The organism is Vibrio sp. MarTm2, from assembly GCF_027587055.1.
Classification (GTDB): domain Bacteria; phylum Pseudomonadota; class Gammaproteobacteria; order Enterobacterales; family Vibrionaceae; genus Vibrio; species Vibrio sinaloensis_D.
In genome coordinates this window covers 71,309-92,455 of sequence record NZ_JAPPTK010000007.1, presented here as the reverse complement: position 1 = coordinate 92,455, position 21,147 = coordinate 71,309, and the positions used below count along the sequence as shown (strand labels likewise).

15 protein-coding genes are annotated in these 21,147 nt (G+C 46.3%); 4 read left to right on the top strand and 11 right to left on the bottom strand.

The window, feature by feature from the left end; translation table 11 throughout:
* Positions 1-56: 56 nt before the first annotated feature.
* The 4 genes from OH458_RS14465 to OH458_RS14450 all read right to left on the bottom strand — a co-directional run bounded on the left by OH458_RS14465 (position 57) and on the right by OH458_RS14450 (position 9,142).
* Positions 57-4,841: a PAS domain S-box protein gene (locus OH458_RS14465; protein ID WP_269978828.1), complete on the bottom strand. Its 4,785-nt coding sequence runs from the start codon at positions 4,839-4,841 to the stop codon at positions 57-59.
* Positions 4,838-6,037: an EAL domain-containing response regulator gene (locus OH458_RS14460; protein WP_269978902.1), complete on the bottom strand. Its 1,200-nt coding sequence runs from the start codon at positions 6,035-6,037 to the stop codon at positions 4,838-4,840. The genes OH458_RS14465 and OH458_RS14460 overlap by 4 nt, the downstream gene beginning before the upstream one ends.
* 181 nt (positions 6,038-6,218) lie before the next feature.
* Complete coding sequence (locus OH458_RS14455) at positions 6,219-7,589, bottom strand: L-serine ammonia-lyase (RefSeq protein WP_269978827.1); 1,371 nt, start codon at positions 7,587-7,589, stop codon at positions 6,219-6,221.
* 11 nt (positions 7,590-7,600) lie between these two features.
* Entirely contained in the window at positions 7,601-9,142 is a 1,542-nt protein-coding gene (locus OH458_RS14450) for a sodium:solute symporter (protein WP_269978826.1), read from the bottom strand.
* A 338-nt stretch (positions 9,143-9,480) separates the two neighbouring features.
* Here OH458_RS14450 and OH458_RS14445 point away from each other — a divergent pair, with 338 nt between their 5' ends.
* The 4 genes from OH458_RS14445 to OH458_RS14430 all read left to right on the top strand — a co-directional run bounded on the left by OH458_RS14445 (position 9,481) and on the right by OH458_RS14430 (position 13,827).
* Positions 9,481-10,776, top strand: a complete 1,296-nt coding sequence (locus OH458_RS14445) for an MFS transporter (RefSeq protein ID WP_269978825.1) — start codon at positions 9,481-9,483, stop codon at positions 10,774-10,776.
* A gap of 99 nt (positions 10,777-10,875) precedes the next feature.
* Positions 10,876-11,892, top strand: coding sequence for a nuclear transport factor 2 family protein (locus OH458_RS14440; protein WP_005474666.1), 1,017 nt, complete (start codon positions 10,876-10,878; stop codon positions 11,890-11,892).
* A gap of 382 nt (positions 11,893-12,274) precedes the next feature.
* Positions 12,275-13,276 (top strand): LacI family DNA-binding transcriptional regulator, encoded by a 1,002-nt coding sequence (locus OH458_RS14435; protein ID WP_269978901.1) that lies wholly within the window; start codon positions 12,275-12,277, stop codon positions 13,274-13,276.
* A gap of 137 nt (positions 13,277-13,413) precedes the next feature.
* Positions 13,414-13,827 carry a VF530 family DNA-binding protein gene (locus tag OH458_RS14430; RefSeq protein ID WP_038136300.1) on the top strand — a complete coding sequence of 138 codons (414 nt, stop codon included), beginning with the start codon at positions 13,414-13,416 and terminating at the stop codon, positions 13,825-13,827.
* A gap of 96 nt (positions 13,828-13,923) precedes the next feature.
* Here OH458_RS14430 and OH458_RS14425 read toward each other — a convergent pair whose 3' ends face one another.
* The 7 genes from OH458_RS14425 to mbhE form a co-directional block, all read right to left on the bottom strand.
* Positions 13,924-15,177: a DEAD/DEAH box helicase gene (locus OH458_RS14425; RefSeq protein WP_269978824.1), complete on the bottom strand. Its 1,254-nt coding sequence runs from the start codon at positions 15,175-15,177 to the stop codon at positions 13,924-13,926.
* Between the two features lie 184 nt (positions 15,178-15,361).
* Complete coding sequence (mnhG, locus tag OH458_RS14420) at positions 15,362-15,658, bottom strand: monovalent cation/H(+) antiporter subunit G (RefSeq protein ID WP_043887229.1); 297 nt, start codon at positions 15,656-15,658, stop codon at positions 15,362-15,364.
* On the bottom strand, positions 15,658-15,918 hold the full coding sequence (locus OH458_RS14415; protein WP_269978900.1) for a cation:proton antiporter: 261 nt from the start codon (positions 15,916-15,918) through the stop codon (positions 15,658-15,660). The genes mnhG and OH458_RS14415 overlap by 1 nt, the downstream gene beginning before the upstream one ends.
* A 28-nt stretch (positions 15,919-15,946) precedes the next feature.
* The gene (locus tag OH458_RS14410; RefSeq protein WP_269978823.1) at positions 15,947-16,423 is read right to left on the bottom strand and encodes a Na+/H+ antiporter subunit E; all 477 of its coding nucleotides are present in this window, start codon (positions 16,421-16,423) and stop codon (positions 15,947-15,949) included.
* Positions 16,420-17,988: a proton-conducting transporter transmembrane domain-containing protein gene (locus OH458_RS14405; protein ID WP_269978822.1), complete on the bottom strand. Its 1,569-nt coding sequence runs from the start codon at positions 17,986-17,988 to the stop codon at positions 16,420-16,422. Before OH458_RS14405 ends, OH458_RS14410 begins: the two co-directional genes overlap by 4 nt.
* On the bottom strand, positions 17,985-18,338 hold the full coding sequence (locus tag OH458_RS14400) for a Na+/H+ antiporter subunit C (protein WP_269978821.1): 354 nt from the start codon (positions 18,336-18,338) through the stop codon (positions 17,985-17,987). Before OH458_RS14400 ends, OH458_RS14405 begins: the two co-directional genes overlap by 4 nt.
* Positions 18,338-20,944 (bottom strand): hydrogen gas-evolving membrane-bound hydrogenase subunit E, encoded by a 2,607-nt coding sequence (gene mbhE, locus OH458_RS14395; RefSeq protein WP_269978899.1) that lies wholly within the window; start codon positions 20,942-20,944, stop codon positions 18,338-18,340. Before mbhE ends, OH458_RS14400 begins: the two co-directional genes overlap by 1 nt.
* Positions 20,945-21,147: the final 203 nt, after the last annotated feature.

Sequence of the window (21,147 nt, the reverse complement as noted above, 5' to 3'; positions counted from 1 at the left end):
GTTACCGCCAACCAATCCTTTTAGATACTCTTTTTCAATAAGCCCAGATTCGTGGATTAAATAATATTGTCTGCTTTGAGCTGAGCTTCGATCTCTTCCATCATCGTCTTCACTTCGACAAGAAGCTCACGGGCGTCTTCTCGCTTGTTGTAGCCTTTTTCAATTTCTCTGAACAAGCCTCCAAGCTTTTTAGCTCCACTCGATGTGGACGCGCCTTTCGCCCCGTGTGCAAGGCTTCTCACCTCATCGAGCTCATTGGCTTCAATAGCCTCTTCTAGCTTTATGACATCCTGACTCACACTGTTCCAAAACATCGACAACACAGCACGTTTCATCTCCATATCCTCACTGCCAATCACATTAGCGAGATGGTCATAATCAATCAGTGCTGTATCGGCATTTGACTCTGCGAAACTACTACTCAGGGTGTCATCGCCGCTTTGTTGCTTATCTCGCAGTGCTCGCCCTCTAAGCCGAAGTGAGAGTACCTTGTTAAGTTTAGCTATCTCTACTGGCTTCGATATGTAGTCATCCATTCCAGCTTCCAAGCAGTGCTCCGCTTCGCCAACAAGTGCATTTGCCGTTATCGCTACAATCGTTGTACGATCTAAACCCATTTCAGACTCAATGCGACGTATTTCCGATGTCAGTTCGAAGCCATCCATTTCGGGCATATGGCAGTCTGTCAGCAACATGGCGAAATCGCCGTCAATCCAACGTTCTAAAGCCTGCTGACCGTTTTCCGTCATCTCAAATTGATAACCTAATTTGGTCAACTGCTGACTCAGCACCAAGCGGTTTGTTGGTTGATCTTCCGCGCACAATATCACGATGTCCTCTGCGGGTTCGTTGACTTCAAATTGATGAGAACCAACATCACCATACAAACTGTCGGACCAATCAAAGTCGGGGCTTTCGTTGCCAGAAAGTACCGCTAAGCCGTACATAAGTTCGGTTGGTTTTAAAGGGTGGGCGCCGACAACCACCTTATTCGGCTCTGCATACCCTTTTGTGGAAGCTGGATTGTCATCTAGAACCAAGCATCGGTATCTATCATTCATCTCGGCATGAACAAGGTCGTCACCGACAACAATGGTTTTAGAAGACGTTAATATCGAATCGTTTACAACCGAATCGATGATCTGCTTCGGACTCAGCTGCGCAAGCACCTTTTCGGTTGAGTCGCGTAAGTACCTATCACTGATATTGAGTACAATAGCAAAATCCGACAAATCAAAACGGTCAAATTGACAATCAGAGTTCGACACTTCAGCTGGGATGGTAAAGGCAAACTGACTACCGCGATGATGCTCACTCGTGACGCTAATTTCACCGCCCATAAGCTCGACAAAGGATTTGCTGATACTCAGCCCTAAACCGGTACCTCCAAACTTACGAGTGGTAGAGGTATCAGCCTGAGTAAACGGCTTAAACAGGCGCTCAAGTTGATCTTGAGTCATGCCGACACCATTGTCTGCCACCGCTATGTGCAGTTCTCCCTCTGCATAGCCGACCAACACTTTCACGTACCCTTGCTGCTCGTGACTGGCCGTAAATTTAATGGCATTGCCGAGCAAATTAAGCAGCACTTGGCGGGTGCGGACAGGATCTAGAATGAGCGATTCGGGTAAATTATCCTCCACCTCTAGGTAAAGCCCGACATCTTTTTGATGGGCATTCACCCAAAGTGCTTCCAGCGTCTTTTCGACTAAGTTAAGTATGTTGACATCCGTTAAATCTAATTCCATTTGCCCCGATTCAATCTTCGAAAAGTCGAGAATGTCATTGATTATCTCGAGTAAAGAGAACGATGAGTCTCGGATGGTGCTCACCATATTAACTTGATCTCGACTCAAGTTGGTTTCTCTGAGCAAGTCAACCATCCCAATGACGCCATTCATTGGCGTTCGAATTTCATGACTCATAGTGGCAAGGAACCGAGATTTTGCTTCGTTGGCTTGTTTTGCTGAAAGTGTCTCGCGTTCTAGCGCCGCTTGTGAGTCTTTTTCATCAGTGATGTCCAAGTTAATACCGAACACCATTTTATCGCCTGTCTCCTTGTCGAAGACAACATCACCCGCCGCCTTAACCCATCGAGTTTGATTCGTCTTTTGATTGATAATTCTAAACTCTGCATTGAACACCTCTTTGCTTTCCAGCGACTCCTTAAAGGTATTTGTCGCGTAGTAAAAGTCACCCGGGTGCAGTGATCGTTCCCAGTCTTCATAGTGAAGGGGCTTATCGCGCTCAATGCCGTATAAGGTATACATGCTGTCGTCCCACTTCAGGTCACCAGTATCCACATTCAATGCCCAATTGCAGATTCCTCCAGCATCTGAAGCCAATCGCATTCCGCGGAGTAACCCATCTCTAGCAGTCTTGGCTGAACGTAACTCTTTTTCTATATTCTTACGCTTAGTAATGTCCTCCACGACCGCGACAAAATACTTGGGTTGCTCGTCCTCGCTGACCACAGCAGATACCGATAGCGTTGCCCAAAAAGTATCACCCGATTTATTGAGGTATCGCTTATCTATCGTAAATGAGCGTTTTCTTCCCTCAATTAATTCATCAACCATTCGTTGGCTCTGAGTCATATCATCGGGATGAGTGACATCACCAAAGTGCATTGATAACAGCGCTTCCTCGCTGTAGCCAAAGATCTGACACATTTTGTCATTCACTTCGATAAAGCGACCATCCAACGCAACCCGACATATCCCGACTGCTGCTTGGCTAAACGCCGCTCGGTACACCAGTTCTCTCTCAAATAACTCGTTCTGAAGTAGGGTTTCCCTCGCTTTCGTTTCTTCCTGTACCGTAATATCTTTCACGACGCCGACGAATACTTGAGTATCGCCTACTTTCGCTTCGCCAACGGAGACTTCAATAGGGAATACACGGCCAGACTTATGCAGCCCTTCAACTTGTCTTGGCTGACCAATGAGCTTTTTGTCACCCGTTCTCATGAAGCTTTGAATGTACTCGTCATGCTTATTGGCAAACTTCGCCGGCATCAAAATAGCAACATTCTCACCAATTAACTCATCCCTATCACGACCAAAAATCAGTTCTGTCGAACGGTTTACATCAATGATGATTCCTTTGTCATCGATCACAACCGTACCGTCCAATGCCGTATCAAACACGGTACGGAGACGAGTCTCAGACTCTCTCACTTCTTCGGTTCGGCGAGCTATCTCTTGCTCCAACTTGGTCGTATTTTCTGCCTCACGACGCTTCATTTCAGTAACATCGGTTTGGATACCAATAAAGTGGGTCATCTCCCCTTGTTCATTGAAAACAGGGTCAATCTTCAAGTTGTTATAGAACAAGGTGCCATCTTTACGATAGTTTCTAATAACTACCGAGCAGGAGGTTTGATTTGCAATCGCTTCACGCAGTTGATCTATCCCTTTTTGGTCTCGGTCGTCATTTTGCAAAAATCGACAGTTTTTCCCTAACACCTCTTGTCGGCTGTACCCGGTTTGCATTTCAAACGCTTTGTTGGCAAAAATGATGGGAAGGTCCGGCTGAGTTGCGTCACTCACCACAATACCCGATGTGGTCGAGTCGATGGCTTTATTTTGAATATCAAGCATAGAGCGCTGCTCGTCAGTCTCTACGCTCAGTTGCGCTCGCTCTATTACGATATCTTTTAGGTTATCAAGCTCCGAGACCATAACGGCGATTTCGTCTTGACCTTTTACCGCCGGCAAAACGACGTCTTTCTCTCCATTCGCCAGGCTCTTTATTGCCAATGACAGCTCACTGAGCGGACGCGCAATCTTTCTCCCTAAATAGAATGACACTAACAAAATCAACGCCAGCAGTATCACTGACAGAAATAGCGTGGTTTTGAATAACAAATTGGACTCAGCGAATGCTTCATCGACCGAGACTCGAATCAATGCAGACCAACCAAGTCCTGGGTAATCGTAAGCACCTCTGGTATGTGCATATCCTGTCACTTGCTCAATCTGCTTTCGAAAATGCATAGATATGTTCGACCCGCTTCGACCCGCTACCGCAAGTCGCGCCCCTTCCACACCGTTTGTCGCCAAGTTCAACTGACTGAGCACATTAAAATCACGCGAGTACCGCGCTTTACTTTGCCCCACTGGGTCATAATCAACAATGATGCGACCTTCTTTGTCTAAGATCGTTAGCTCTGAGCTCACAAAGCCTCGATTGGATAGCAGCTCATACGTTTCTGCGACAATCGATTCGACCGCTGAAAAATCAACGACGTTGACCCACAAGCCAGCTTTACGGCCTTGATGGTCAAAAATCAGCGATGCAAAAACCATATCAAAAGAGTTTGGTTTATCGTCAATGAGGAAACGCTTAGGACCAATAACGTAGCTACTATCAGGTTGTTCAGGTGCTAAGGTTACGCCGGAAATGGCTTCTTGAAACCAATCACTATTGGCTACTTTTTCGGCCGAAGCTTGAGAGCTAGAAAGCGTTTTACCAAACGAATTCTTGGTGCTAAATGCCAATAGTTCTCCATCAAGATCGAAAACCATAATGCGTCGATACACTTTGTAATTGCTGACAAAGTCGTTGAGGCTAGAAGCAAACTTAGGGCTTGAGGTGATGAATTTGAGCTTTCCCTCGTCAACTCTTCCCAATGACAAGCGAAAGGCTTGAACGTCGTGGTATCGCTCAAACAAATTGCGTTCTATTAGTCTGATCAACAAGGTGGCCTCTCGCTCTATATTGAGCAACATTTTATCTTGCTGAAGATCTCTCGCTTTTAGGGAAACGACCGTCACTACGCCAAGCATAACGAGACTTAAACTCAAAAACAGCAGTGGCAATTTGATGGAAAACTTCATTCGCTTTTCTCTTTATGGTTTCTGCCTTGCTTAATCAGCTCTATGACAGAATCGAGTGGCATCGGCTTGGCGTACAAGTAACCCTGTCCAATCCCACAGCCTGAACCAATTAGAAACGCTTCAACGTCTTCGGTTTCTACCCCTTCCGCGACAACTTCAATATCCATCGCCTTTGCCATTTTGATGCTCTGCTGGACAATGGCAGCAGATTTGGTGTTAGACAAACAATCGACGACAAAGCTTTTATCTATTTTCAACTCGTTGAAAGGAATGGTATGCAACTTAGCGATCGAAGAGTAACCCGTACCAAAATCATCGATTGAGAGCTTGAATCGCATAATTCGCAATCTCAACATTTGCGCGTCTATGGTGGTCTGGTCGGTACTGATTGCGGTCTCTGTTAACTCACAAACAATCTGTTCATGAGGAATTTGGTATTGGCTTGCGATACGATTCAACCACTTGGGAAAATCGCGATCTTCTAATACTTTACCGGAGATATTGAACGCAAATGTGAGTGTAGAAAGGTGTTCAAACAGGTTTGATATTTCTTGCAACGCCGACTCAATGATCTGCTTTGTCATTGTCAGTATCAACGTGTGTGATTGTTCTGCCGTGGGAATAAATCGGTCGGGGAAAATTAAGGTTCCATCATGGTCAAACAGCCTAGCTAATATCTCTAGACCTTTCACTTTTTTACTACTAAGAGAAAGTTGGGGCTGATAATAGGCTTCAAGACGCCCATGTTGAAGAGCAGCCTGGAGATCACTTTCGCTCAACACAGGCAAATTCTTAGTAGTACTTTTTTTTGAGGCGCGTTTCTGAATAGTATTGAAAAGGCACTGGACGGTAGGAAAAGTGATCGGTTTTTCAACGCAGCCTATAATGTTAAGATCATACAATCTGGCAAGATTCGACGTTGATGCTAACACCTCTTGCTCTTGACTACTGATGATAATCACTGAACCTTGATATTCTTGCTCACCTAAAAAACGGAGCACTTCAAAACCATCTTCGACCGGCATGTCTAGATCGCAAAAAATAACGTCAAACTCATAGTCTACATACTTGCTTTTCGCTTCTTGGCCATCTTGCGCTTGCACGACTTGGCCGATACCCAAGTTGTTTAAGCACAGTGATAGTGTATGTCTTACTACCGGTTGATCATCAATGACGAGTGCGGTGCTGGATTCCATTGTCACAACACTTTCTCCTACTAGCACGAAACGATAGAGTAATTTGCTTTTTCTTTACTGTTAGTACTTTAGTGTAGGTAGAAGGATCATATTTCGCCAAATAAGCTTAAAGTTAAATGTGAAGCCAATTAGTTTAAAACAATTCAAGCGCACCGAGCCAATCCCGTAAAGTAGTGAAAGACTACTCACACGGCGGAGAAAGGTGAATGAGCGCTAACCCTCCCAATGAGGTCTCCCGATACTTCTTGTTCATGTCTTTGCCCGTTTGGTACATGGTTTCAATCACCTTATCCAACGAGATCAAACATTTACTATTACGCTTTAATGCCATGCGAGAAGCATTGATCGCTTTCATTGCCCCCATGGCATTGCGCTCAATACACGGCACTTGAACCAAACCACCAATAGGATCGCACGTCATCCCCAGTGAGTGCTCCATGGCAATCTCAGCCGCAATACAAATTTGCTCGTTGCTACCACCACGTAGCGCGGTCAAGCCAGCGGCTGCCATAGAGGAAGATACACCAACTTCACCCTGACAACCCACTTCGGCCCCCGAGATAGACGCATTAGTTTTGTACAAAATGCCAATAGCACCGGATACAGCAAGGAAGTCTTTGAGCTGTTTAGTATCAAGCGGTTTGATGAAGCGATGGTAGTACATCAATACCGCAGGAATCACACCTGCCGCACCATTGGTTGGCGACGTAACCACTTGTCCGCCCGCTGCATTTTCTTCACTTACCGCAAAAGCAAACAGGTTAATCCAATCCATGATTTCCATTGGATCGTTTTCGATTGCTGCATTTGCTTCAAGCTTCTTCAGCAAGTTTGGCGCGCGGCGGGTCACGTTCAAGCCACCTTCCAAAATCCCTTCTGTCTCGAAACCACGCTCCATACAGCGAGTCATGACACACCAGATCTGTTCTGCACGTTGATTAATGGCATCCATATCCTGAAACGCTAGTTCGTTTTGCAGGATCATGCCGCCTAAGCTCATGCCGTTCTTCTCTGCTTGCGCCAGCATTGCGTCTGCACTAGAGAATGGGAACTGAACCTCTACTGGAGCAGTCGAACTGCCATTTTGCATTTCATCCACCGTTGCGATGAAGCCACCACCAATCGAGTAATAGGTTTCAAATCCAATTTGTTCACCTTGTGCATCGAACGCGGTAATCGTCATACCATTTTCATGCAGAGGTAAGTTGTCTTGGTGAAAGAGCATATCCGTTTTGTAGTTGAACTCGATGTCATGGCGGCCATCGACCGACAATATCTTTTCATCAACTGCTTTACGCATCGCTCGGTTAGCCGACGCGATTTTGATCGTATCTGGCTGATTACCTAGCAACCCCAGAATTGTCGCACGATCCGTATGGTGGCCAATTCCAGTGAGTGAAAGCGAGCCATAGAGATCCACTTGAATACGAGCCACTTTTTCCAAGCTAGATTCAATTAAGCGCGTGAAATGGTATCCCGCAATCATTGGTCCGTTAGTGTGAGAACTCGAAGGCCCCACACCGATCTTATAAATATTAAAGATAGACAGCATAAACTTACCCATTAAGACAGTGCAGCATAAAGCCAATCAGGAAGAACCGCACAAGCTGCGATGGTCGCGGCTGCGAACGCCAACAACCCATAGTGGCTCGCCGTTGGCTTTGCAAAGAGGTGTTTTTGATTATTGATAAAGATTTGTTGTTCAGCGCTCACCGAGCCCCATCGACGACTGACAAGCACGCCAAACACTAGAAATGCGATCGTTCCAATGGGTGCAAACCAGGGCCAAGCAATATCCAAATACCTTGCGATAAAGACCACTATGACGCTTGCAATACTGCCCGCAATCACTCCTTTCTCATTTGCTTTCGGCCAAAACAGACCTAACACGAATGAGCCTAATCGAATACCAACAAAAATAGAGGTTAAGCTGGCGATGGTTTTGAGTACCGATTCATTGGAAACCGCGAGCAATGCGGGGACGACCACTAACGCTGCAGCAAGCAAACTCATTTTACGCGCCACATTTTCGTAGTGTTGGGCATCGGCTTTCTTGCGAACAAAACGTTTGTATAAGTCGAATGTCGCAACCGTCGCCATCGAGTTATAGGTTGAATCAAGTGTCGACATCGCGGCGGCGGCCAACGCTGAGATGATCAAACCAACAACGATAGGGTTGGTATGATTGAATACAAAATCAATGATGACTTCATTGCTGTTTTCAAATGATTGATCTTGATAGAAAACACTTAACAACACACCTATCATGGCAAAAAACAAGTAGATGAAAAAAGCCCCATAACCACACAGCAACATCGACTTTTGCGCGGTTTTTTCGCACTTGGTTGCTAGCGTGCGTTGAATGATCAACTGATTGGTTCCATACACACTTAAATGTAAAAAACTCACCGCAACCACCCCAGCCCAGAGTGTAGTATCCACGCCTAAATCAAAATTTAGGTTGATGATATCAAGGTGATCACGCGACAAATGCTCAGCGGCATTAATATTGAGTAATAGGATGAAAAAGATTGCGATGCTACCAGCAACTAAAACCGCAGACTGCAGCATGTCGGTCCAAATTACCGTGGAAATACCACCCGCATAGGTATAGAAGGCTGTAAAAATAGTGATATAGATGATGGCTTCGGAAATGCTAATGGGCAGTACATGAACCAAAATAAGCGCAACCGCATAGAGGATCACCCCCGCCGAAATACACTGCACCACGATAAAGACAATAGAGTTGATGGTTCGGGCATAAACGCCAAATCGATGTTCAAGATATTCATAAATTGACGTTAACCCTAACTTATAGAAAACCGGAACAAAGAAGATAACGGTAAAAAAGATCACAATCGGATAGTTGAGATGAACACTCATCGCTTCCATACCAGAGCTATATACCCAACCTGGCATGCCCACAAATGTCATCGCACTAATGTAAGTTGCTAATATTGAAACCCCTGCGGTAAACCACCCAAACTGCTTGCCACCCGTAGAAAAGTCTCCACCCACGCGGTATCGCTTATTCACTAAGTAGCTAATTAATATGGTGATTGCTATATACGCAGCAATGACAACCAAACTTGAGTACGTAACCATTTTTGGATTTCCGATCTATTCTTGACGCGTTAAATCAGGCTTTATACTACTGAAAACTGGCTTTTCATTTCCAAAACAACGCAGTAACTGTGATTATTATCACCAATATAGATAAATTTATGCTCAAATCAGCTCAAACACCACGATATCGGGATCTTGATCACCAAAAACACCACAATGGGTACGCATTCATTTTAAAATTGACTTTGATCACGGATCATTAGCGAGGAATAAAATTATCATTACCACCGAAGAGACACGAAATTAGATCAAAAAAAGATCCGTATTATTTAGTCTTTATACATTTAAAATCCAATATAAATAGAGGTTTATCGGTCATGACTGCAAAAAGACACATGAGCGAAGTTCCTATGATTCAAAGAGTAGCTGCGTATCTTGCGATACTAGTCGGATACTTTTTCTATTGTTATAACTTTGTAATTATTGACTACGTACGCCCATACATAGTTGAAGCATATGATGGTATTAGCTTGTCGGACACTGCCCAGTTTTACACCTGGCAATCGCTAGGTGCTCTTATCGGTGCCCTTTCCTGTGCTTGGTTTGCCACTAAGTTTGGTAAAAAGAACACACTTATCGTCATCACAGCATTAAATGGTGGCGCGACCATCATCAACATGATGTTCACTGACTATGCAACATGGGCTGCGATGCGATTCATCGTGGGTACCTCATTAGGTGGTTACTTCACAGTTGCAGTAAGTATGATGATCGGCCTATTTAAGCCAACTGTTCGCGGCAAACTAACCGCTTTCGCCTCTTCAATGTTCTCTGTTGCACTTATGGCTATGGGGGCTTACGCTGCCTTTATTTCAAGTGTTGATGCACCATGGCAAAGTCTAATGTGGGTAGGTGGCGTGCCGCCTCTTGCTGCTGCAGCCATTATGGTTTTCATTCTTCCAAGTGACAAAAAAGTGATCGCTTATGGTGAAGAAGGGCAAGAGCAAGAGAAATCCTCATCTGAAGAAGTGAAAACGGGTTCATGGGGCGAGATGCTTAGCAAGCCTTACCGTATGATCACGATTACGTGTCTATTGCTTGCTGGTCTAAACTTCTACGGTTACCAATTCTTCTCCGGATTTGTGACCACTTACTTAAAAGAAGTTCGCCAATTTGATGGCGCAACTATCGGTTTGATCTTCTCTATCTCGGCATTTGGTTCGCTATTTGGTGCTTGGGTATGGGGCGCAATCGCAGATAAATTCGGCCGTAAAGTCAACGCATTCGGCTTTATCCTTGCGGGCATCATGGTTTCAATCTTCTTTGTTGCACCAAGTGACGTGATGATCGGCAGCCTGAACATGCTGGCTCTACTTGGTCTTATCTACAACTTTGGCCTATCGGCTTCTGCGGTATGGGGTGGTTACTTCTCAGAGCTATTCCCTCCACACCTACGCAGCTTCGGTGCCGCGCTATTCCACGGTGGTCGTATTATCGGCATGTTCGCGCCAATGGTACTTATCTTCATTCAAGAACGTACCGACCTGCAAACCGCAATGTGGGGCTCTCCGATCGTTTGGATCGTTGCAGGTCTACTATGGCTATCTCTACCAGAAACGCTAAAAGGCGGCGTGTTCGACAAGAACAAGAAAGTGCAATCAGCGACTGCTTAATTAGTCCAATTTAGCCGACTGAACGGTCAGTCGGCGATACAAAACAACTTCGAGTCCTGTTCCAAACTTGCTGACTCGGCAACTTAAAGAGAGTTTATTATGTCTAAATATCAAGAAGCTAAGCGTATTGTTCGCAACTACTTCGACGCTATGGAAAACGCGACTCACGAGAACGTAGCTGAAGTTCTTAAAGCGCATACGTCTGAAGATTACCTATGGCGCGGTGTTTATCCATTCCGTGAGCAAGAAGGCGCTCAAGCAGCAGCTGACGTGTTCTGGTCTCCTCTGATGAAATCAATGACACGTATGCAGCGTCGCCAAGACATCTTCATCGGTGGCGAAAACGAAGTCACTTCTGGTGAAATCTGGGTAATGAGCATGGGTCACTTCATGGGTCTGTTCGACGCTGAATACCTAGGTATGCGCCCAACAGGCAAGATCATGAACATCCGCTACGCAGAATTTAACTGTGTTGAAAACGGCAAGATCACTAAGACTGGCCTATTCCTGGATTTACTAGGTGTGATGGATCAAGCGGGTTGTTACCCATTACCGCCGTCAACAGGTAAGCACTTCGTCTACCCTGGGCCTCGTAACCATGATGGCCTACTGTTTGAAGACGCAGCACCAGAAGAAGGCGTAGCAACACTGGCACTTGTGAACAAGATGGTTGATGACCTATCTGCACTCAACGACAGCGGCGCAATGGGCTGCCCACCAGAAGTACTAGAGAAGAGCTGGTCTAAAGACATGATCTGGTACGGCCCGTGTGGTATCGGCGCGTCTTACACTATTCCTCGCTACCAACAGCAGCACCAATTGCCGTTCCGCAACAACCTAAAAGACAAGAAGTTTAACGGCCACGTATGTCGCTTCGCGGAAGGTAACTTCTCTTGTTTCTTCGGCTGGCCAAACCTATCTAACACGCCAATCGGTGGTTTCCTAGGTATGACTGGCGGTGAAGTTCGTGCAGACATGCAAGTCGTTGACGTTTACTACCGTGACGGTGACAAGCTTTCTGAGAACTGGGTATTGATCGACCTACCATACTGGCTAAAACAGCAAGGTCTAGATGTGTTCGAGCGCACATCAAGCATTCTAAACCCATCGCTATAGTAAGTCCGAAAGGCGGGCCGTTAACCCGCCTCAATATCGCTTAGATCGCCCTTTCGGTTTAAGCGATTTGCTCCCAATTGGTTTGAAGGCAGTGAGTTTGTAAACAGCGACGATCAATTCGCCGCGGGTATTCGTTACTAGTTCCGGGAACGCCGTTTGATGCGTTTATCGCAGACGCCATCCATTCAAGCCTCACTTTATGGTAAGGCTTTTTGGTTGAAACACGTTTTTTGGCCACTACTCTCTTTTTGGGTTAACCCAAATGACAAAACCAAAACCTTTTCCAGCCTTTATTTAACTGAAAGATTACTATTTATGTAGATGAATACGTACCTATTTATGGTAATCTATGCGCAGTTTAACGTCGTATGAATCTGCACACATGTCTGCTGAAAAACAAACTGTCACCTCCAAAGACGTCGCCAAGTTGGCTGGTGTCTCTCAATCTACTGTGTCACGCGTATTTGTTCCGGGAAGCAGCGTCTCTGAAAAGACAAAGACCAAGGTATTTGAAGCGGCAAAAGCTCTCAATTACCGCCCAAATGCATTTGCACGTAGCTTAACAACCAATGAATCGAAACTTATCGGCTTGGTCTTTCCCGACGCCGACTACCCTATTCATATGAAAACCCTCCAGCTCATTTCTACCGAGTTACAAAAGCAGGGCTACTCTGCGGTATTGATTCCGTGGCAAGTGGATGACGAAGACAATCATTCGATTCCCAATATCTTCCAGTATCGTGTTGATGGCGTCATTGCCGCCTCTGCGACGTTTAATAAATCTTTGTACGAAGAGTGTGGAGAGTTCAATATCCCTATTGTTCAGTACGCGCGAGTCGTAGAGGGTACCAAGAGCAGTTATGTTATTAGTGACAACTACGAAGCAGGACAACAAGCCGCACAATTGCTGCACGAAAGTGGGGTAAAAAACGCAGTTTACCTAACTGGTGAAGTGCCAACCTTTACCAACGACGAACGTCAAAGTGGCTTCTGCACAGAGTTTGAAGATTTAACAGGTAAAACACCGCACATCATCGAAGCAAGCTACGACTACGCAAGTTCACTTGATAAAGTGCGAACTATGCTGGCTGACAAGAATCGCCCTCAAGCTGTTTTTTGCGCAACCGATAACCTTGCAATGGCGGTTATGGATATCGCAAGGGTTGAATTCGGGTTAACCATTCCACAAGATCTCAAAGTCATTGGCTTCGATAATATCCCTCAAACGGAATGGCTGAGCTATCAATTGACGACTTTCCGACAAGACTTCCGCCGTTTAGCCCGTGAATGCGTAAAAATCATCGTTGATCAAATCAACAACAAAAACAGCAGCTTGGTAAAAATGATGGTGCCTGCGAAGCTCATTGAGCGAAGCACGACATAATAGGGCAATACTATAAGTTTTTGAGAGCCTCCAAAAACGCAAATGCCACTCGCTTCAGGGGACTGAGTAGCAACTATCAATACCTCTGAACGGTAGACTCTGCTAAACTCCGCCCTTTAATGAGTAAGGCGCCAAAAATGATGACTGACGAAGAGCGAATCGAACTGCAACGAAACAACCCGCTGCATGGGTTAAAACTTGAAACAATGTTGCAAGAGTTGGTGGATTTTTATGGCTGGGACATTCTAGATACAGCAATGCGCTTCAACTGCTTTAACACAAAGCCTTCCATTGCAAGCAGCGTAAAGTATTTGAAGAAAACCGATTGGGCGCGAGAAAAGTTAGAAAACTTCTACCTCTACCGTTTTAAACGCATGCCACGCGCAAGTGCAGAGGAATATAACTTACCGCCGAGAGCGCGTACGTTTCCTCATGGCCTCGAACCTAAGGAGCCAATGCACCTTACGGTAGACTCCATTTTGAAGTCGCAAGCCAAAGCGGCGTCAGCATTTAAAAAACGCTCACCTCGTGGACGCCCTCCACGTCGATAACGCGATACAAAAAAGCGCCTTACTTGTACATCAAGCAAGGCGCTTTTGCTGTTTAGGGAGCAATCACCAATTCGGCTCACCTCCCTAACATTACAACTATTCAGTGCGCTTTTTCTTCTTCTTTTTGCCTGTGCCTTCAGGCTTGGCACGCGGCTTCATAGGCAGAAAGTAAGCTTCACTTTGATCGTCTTCGACCTCAAACCCTTCAACCTGCTCGCGCTCAAGCTGAAACTTATTCTTCTTTTCGATCACTTTGAAATGATGATAATCATCATAATCAATCAAAGACAAACCAAGACCGACTTCGCCTGCACGACCGCTTCGTCCAATGCGATGCATATAGTCAGCAGGACTGCGCGGAAGATCAAAGTTAATCACCACGGGTAACTTCTCGATGTCGAGACCGCGCGCTGCAATATCTGTCGCAATCAGTACTTGAATCTCACCCGACTTAAAGCCATCAAGAACACGAGTACGAGCACCTTGCCCTTTGTCGCCGTGGAACACTTCCGCGGTGATCCCACGTTTTGACAGTTTTTGAGCCAAGTGATTACAGGCGTTTTTCGCATTCACGAAAATCAAAGTCTGTCGCCATTGATGCTTTTTGATTAGATGCGCCAATACCGCCGTTTTCTCACCTTTGTTCACACTGAATACGCGCTGTACCAAGGTACTTGCTTCGGCACTTTGCAGCTGAACTTCAACGGGATCACTCAACAAGTGTTGAGCCAAGGTGGTCACCTTTTCAGGAAAGGTCGCGGAAAATAACAGTGTTTGTTTCTTCTCAGGAAGCAGCGCTAGAATCTTGTTAAGCTCATCGGTAAACCCAAGGCTCAACATACGATCGGCTTCATCGAGAACAAGCGTTTTCACTTGGTCCAACTTGATGGCATTACTCGAAACCAAATCAAGCAATCGACCTGGCGTGGCGACGATGATGTCACTCCCACCACGAAGGGCCAACATTTGAGGATTCACCGATACACCGCCAAATACAGCCACCGTTTTTACCTTATCTCTAAGGTGGTACGAGTAGGATTTCACGTTGTACGCAACCTGTGACGCTAGCTCACGAGTTGGGACAAGAATAAGGTGTGAAACGAAGTTACCGCGAGAGCGGTTTGAATCACCTTGCTCGAGAATCTTTTGTAGGATAGGCAACGAAAACGCAGCAGTTTTACCAGAACCGGTATTGGCGCCACCAACAAAATCCTTGCCCTCAAGTACGTGAGGAATGGCGTAAGATTGAATTGGGGTTGGCTGACGATACTCCAACTCCTCAAGTCGTTCGACTAAGGTTGGAATCAGGCCGAGGTCGGCAAAGGTCGCTTGCTGTGTTTTATCTGTCATTGCGATAAGTGGCTCAGTGCTAGGTAAAGGGCGTGTATATTATGCTATTTAGCCCAAGGATGTTAGCGATAATAATCAGCCTCTCTTAACATGACTCTAAATGTCACGAATCGAGACAATGCGTGTTCTAGCACACTAGTGTCTAATAAGTCGTAGAAGAGCGCCTCATCTCCAACTTACTTAGCTACTTGTTGTTTCTCCAGATTTGATAACCACTTTCCTGCGTCGCCTTACCCAGCAAGTGTGCCGCTACCGGGGCGGTTATAAAGATAAATAACATAGTGCCAATCACTCGAGAAATTACCGTGATATCCGGTATCGCAATCGCCACCGCTAATAACAATGATGCTAAGCCCACCGTGCCTGCTTTGGTTGCGGCGTGCATTCGCGTGTAAAGATCAGGCATTCGCAAGATCCCAAGGCTAGCGATGAGCGTAAACAAAGTTCCGAGACAGAGTAAAACTCCTACGATAATGTCCATTACACCTCTCCTTTTCTTTTGAAGATCAACCTTGCAAACGCAATCGTCCCGAGGAATGCCACTAGGCCGAGCGTGATAGCAATATCCAATAAGGATTGCTGCCCACTATCTAAGGTATAAACGGCAATAAATCCCACTGTTACGAATGAAATCAGATCAAGTGCTATCACTCTATCGGCTAAGGTTGGACCAAGAAGCAAACGGATGAATGCCATCACAACACTGAGCAACAAACCAATATAAGCGAACGTGATGCTCATCTGTAACCAACTACCTACCTGTAACCCGTCAGCCACGCGTCACCTCCAAAATCCGTTTTTCTAAACCGTCTTTGATTTCTCGAATTACCTTTTCGTGCTCGGGTGCAAACATCGCGTGTACAACCATGTGCTTCTTATCTGCCGTGACATCTAAGCTCAAGCTTCCCGGCGTAAGTGAAACCATGTTGGCGAGCAACGAGATCTCTAAATCTGACTCGACATCTAACGGCACATAAACAATATCTGGGTCACTCAAATGGGTTGGCGTGACCACATCCCAAACAACTCTGGCTACCGATATCATCATCTCGTAACAGAAGAAAAGGAACAGGCCGACCAAAGCAGTAAAACGTCTGAAGTAACTAGTCTTCAACCCAAACGGCTGGCTAAGACGTAGAGCGAAAAAGCCGACGATAAAACCGATAATGAAATCGATACTGGTGTAGTTGCCGTTTAGCAGCATCCAAGCCAGAGCGAGAAACAAGTTCAAAAATAGATAAATCATTGGCTCACTCCCGAGGTATTTAAGGCCACGCGTTCAGCTATTTCGCTGTCAACTATTGCTCTGTCAGCCAACGCACTCTCTCCTAGAACCGCTTTTACGTAAGCTTGGGGCTCAATTAACTGCTCTGCGGCGAGTTCCGCAAATTGATAAAACGGCTCAGCGGCCAAACCAATAATCAGACTTAAGGTGGTCAATGTGGCTATTGGCACGCAATACAATCCTTTTGTGTACTTGTTCATTGGCTGCGCTTTGAGTGTTTGCGGAGGCTTTTTCCAAAACACCTCGTTCCAGATCTTGGTCATCGAGAACACCGTTAACAAACCCACTAACAGCGCGGCCCCAGCAAGCCAATACAACTCGGTTTGCAAGCTAGATTTGATGACAAGGAACTTGCCCCAGAAGCCCGACAGAGGTGGAAACCCCGCTAAAGAGAATGCAGGAATGAGAAACAAGAAAGCGAGCCAAGGCATGGCTTTGTATACGCCGCCTAATTGCCCCAGATTACCCGAGCCATACTTACGCTCGATAAAGCCGCCAATCAGGAATAAATTTGCTTTCACTATGATGTGGTGAACGATGTAGAAAATCGCACCCGCAATGGCAAGCGGCGTGTAGATCGCCAATCCCATGATCATGTAACCAATCTGGCTGATGATATGGAAAGAGAGAATCTTTTTAATGTCGTACTGACTCGCTGCCCCCAATACACCAGTTAACATCGTAAGCCCTGCCACCCACATCAAAGTTGGCTGCCAACCGCTTTCTGATAGTGGGAAAATCAAGGTGAACACACGGATTAATGCGTACACCCCAACCTTGGTGAGCAACGCAGCAAACAGTGCGACAACCGTGCTCGGCAACGTATGGTAAGAAGCAGGAAGCCAAGCAAAAACAGGGAACAACGCCGCTTTAATGGCAAACGCGAATAGGAACAGTACCGCGAGCAAGGTTTTGGTGTCTGACGGAATCAGTGGGGCTTTGGCGTGTAAATCCGCGAGGTTCAAAGTCCCTGTTGCACCATAGAGCAAGCCAATCGCGAGCAAGAAGACCAAGGTCGAAATCAGATTGAGCATCACATACTTTACTGCTCCATCCACTTGTTGCTTTGACCCGTCCAAGATCATCAAGCCAAACGATGCTATCAACATCACCTCGAACCACACGTAGAGGTTGAAAATGTCGCCAGTAAGAAACGCACCATACACGCCAGCCAGTAAGACATGCATTAGCGCATGAAACGTGCCGTAAGACGCCTTTTCTTGCAGATCGCCCATGGCGTAGAACACGCTCACGACACCAATAATGGCCGTCACCATCACCATAGCGACGGCGAGATAATCCGCCACAAAAACAATGCCAAATGGTGCCGCCCATTGACCAAAGGCTACTGCTTGTGGACCGCCGTTGATCACATCGTGCGTCAACAATGTTGCAATCACCAAGGTTGCCAATGCACTTGTGCCACTTATCGCATCCCCCAACGCTTTGTTGCGCTTCGCGCAAAAGATGGCGACAGCGGTAAGAAGTGAAACAACTACGGGTAACGTCAACCAAATCGTTGTCATTCATCCTCCTCAGAACGTCGCATCGCATCCACATCTGCCGAGCCCGCTTCAGAATATGCACGGTAAAACAGCATTAATGCGAACACCAACAAGCCAAAGCCAATCACAATCGCTGTCAGAATTAAGGCTTGAGGAAGCGGGTTTGCCGCACCTTCCGGTGGCAACACAGAATTCGCCTCAATCAATGGCGGTAGTCCGGGGGTTAAACGTCCGGCAGTGAAAATCGCGATGTTCACCGCACTGCTCAACAAGATCAGACCAAATAGTAAGCGTAAGATGTGTCGTTCAAGCATGAGATAGACACCAGCTGCGACAAACCCACCGACCACGAGACTCCATAGTATTTCCATCAGTCCAACTCCTCATTCACGCGCAACAACATCCCCATGACACCGCCAATAATGGCTAGATAGATGCCGACATCGAATATCAGCGGTGTGCCAAGTGGCAGAATGTCTTTCCACCACAAACCCGTTAAGAAAGGCAAATTGAAGGCAAAGCTCATGAGGCCAGCCACAAAGCTTAAGAAAATGCCAAACAGAGCAATGCTAAATGGCGCGTAATACAAGCGGTCACGAACATACTTTGGCGATTCTGCAAACATCAGTAGCGCAAAACCAATTACAGCGATCAGCGCACCAATAAAGCCACCACCCGGTTCGTTGTGACCTCGTAATAAAAGGTAAAGTGAGAACACCAACATCAGCGCTGCAACAATGTGTGCGGTAGTCGCAAAGATAAGGGAACGGATACGGTTGCGTTTGTGATAGTGCGTTTTCAACAAACTCACCGCAGCGATACCCGCCATCACGACCACAATCACCTCGCCTAACGTATCGAAGGCTCGGAAATCGACCAAAATCACATTGACGATGTTGCGCCCATGCCCGCCGGGAACGCTGTTCTCTGCGAAGAAATCAGCCAGAGTGGAATCTAAAGGTTGTGCGGTGATGTTTATCAACAACGCAGTCACCGACATACCAATCACACCTGCTATCGCCCCGTGAAGTAATCTTCGACGTACAGAATGTTGCGGCACCGTCAATAGACCTGGGATGTGGCGTATCAAGAGCACCACAAATACAACCATCAAGGTTTCTACCAACAATAAGGTTTTCGCGACATCTGGTGCGCTGTAAAGCATAAAGACTAAGGTGGTCATAAAACCCACCACACCAAGGGCAGAGACCGCCAGCAAACGAGACGTGGTAAAAGTGCAGACTAAGGCAGCACCAATGAGCAGCAGTGCAATGCTGATTTCGTAGAAGCTAATGTCTGCTAATGCAGCAAAGCGAGCTTGTGGGATCACTAACGGGCTGCTTAACAGCAATCCAGCCAGCACGATAAAGAACAACAACACATAATGGCTTAAGCGCTTTTGCTGCAATAACTGCGTTTGCCATTTCGCCAAACGCATCATGCCTGCCATGATGTTGTCGAAAACGGATTCTGCCGTTGGCAACACGGGTACATTACGCTGCCAGCCAACTAGCAGCCTTGGGTAGACTCGATACAAAACAAAGCCGAGTAATAAGGTTAATGCGCTCAATGCCAATGGCAGATTCACGCCCTGCCAAAGCTTGGCTGCTTGTGGTGCGGAGTCAGACAAGGTCGACAAAACACCCGGAACAACCACATTGTTGTTGATCCACCCTAAGCCAAATAACGGCGCAAGCACACTGGCTATGGCAAGCAGCATTGCTGGCATCCATAACCCTTTACTGGCTTCCACTTTCTTGGCTGGCGTTGGATTACCTTCATACGTCGCGAAGAAAGGTTTAACGATCAGCGCCAACGCTAATGCCACCATGGTGACGTTAACCAGAAGGAATATCGTAGTTAGGATGACACTCACTTCCAGACCGGATTTGTACATGTACTCCTTACTTAAGAAGCCGAGTAGCGGTGGTACACCTGATTTCGACAAGGCGGCAAGCATTGCGGCTATAACACTGAGTACAAGGACTGCTTTCAAACCATGCAGCATTCGAATATCACGCGTTCCTGTCGCTTTATCGATGTTACCCACCACCATAAACAGCGCAGCTTTGTAGAACGAATGCGCCAAGATAAACAGCAGCGCGGCCATCATTGCTAACTCAGTACCCATGCCAATCAATAGCACCAATTTACCTAAGGCGACGTTGGTGCTGTATGCCAGCATTAGCTTCAGATCGATTTGTTTAAGTGCTAGCAGCGCGCACCATATCGCGGTAAAACCGCCAAAAATACCGAGCGTGTAAAACCAAATCTCGCTGTGTGAATAGATAGGTGACACACGGGCAAGCAAGTACACCCCAGCCTTCACCATAGTGGCAGAATGAAGATAGGCACTTACTGGCGTTGGCGCTGCCATGGCATTAGGTAACCAGAAGTGGAATGGAAACTGTGCCGATTTGGTGAACGCACCGAGTAAGATCAGAATCAGCGAAGGTATAAACCATTCATGTTGTGCAATCAGCGCACTTTGCGCGATGATAGTACTTATCTCATAGCTACCAGCCATTTCACCCAGCAGTATCAAACCTGCTAATAACGCTAAGCCACCAGCGCCAGTGATAACGAGAGATTGCAATGCATTCTTACGAGATTTGTCTTTCTCATGATTAAAGCCAATCAAAAGATACGATGTGATGGTAGTGAGTTCCCAGAACACAAAAAGAAGTAGGATATTGTCGCTCGTGGCAACACCTAGCATGGCTAACATGAACAGCGTTAAGTACAGGTGGAAAGAGAATCGAGACGAATGCCCCTTGAGGTAAGCCAGTGCATAAATCTGGATGAGCGCTCCGATACCGCTGATCAAACACGCAAATAGGAAAGACAAGCCATCCAACTTGAAGCTCAGGTTTACATCTAAACCCGGAACCCAAGCCGCTTGCCAACTTACACCTCCCGGCTCATACCAACTAATGAGCGAGACGAAAATGACCATTGGCAGCAAAGGAAAGATCATAAGAACCAACGAGCGATCTTTTGAGCCTTGTGTGTTTTTATTCCCTATTACGCTATTCAATATCGCCATCCATTTCGTTAGGTTCACACTTGGATGGTGACTCATAGAATCAACGGAAAGACCGCCCTCTCCTGATACTTCAGGCTTCAACCACAATTGTCGATTTGGGTGTTAGAAAGACAATCCGAGCAAGACAGGTGAAC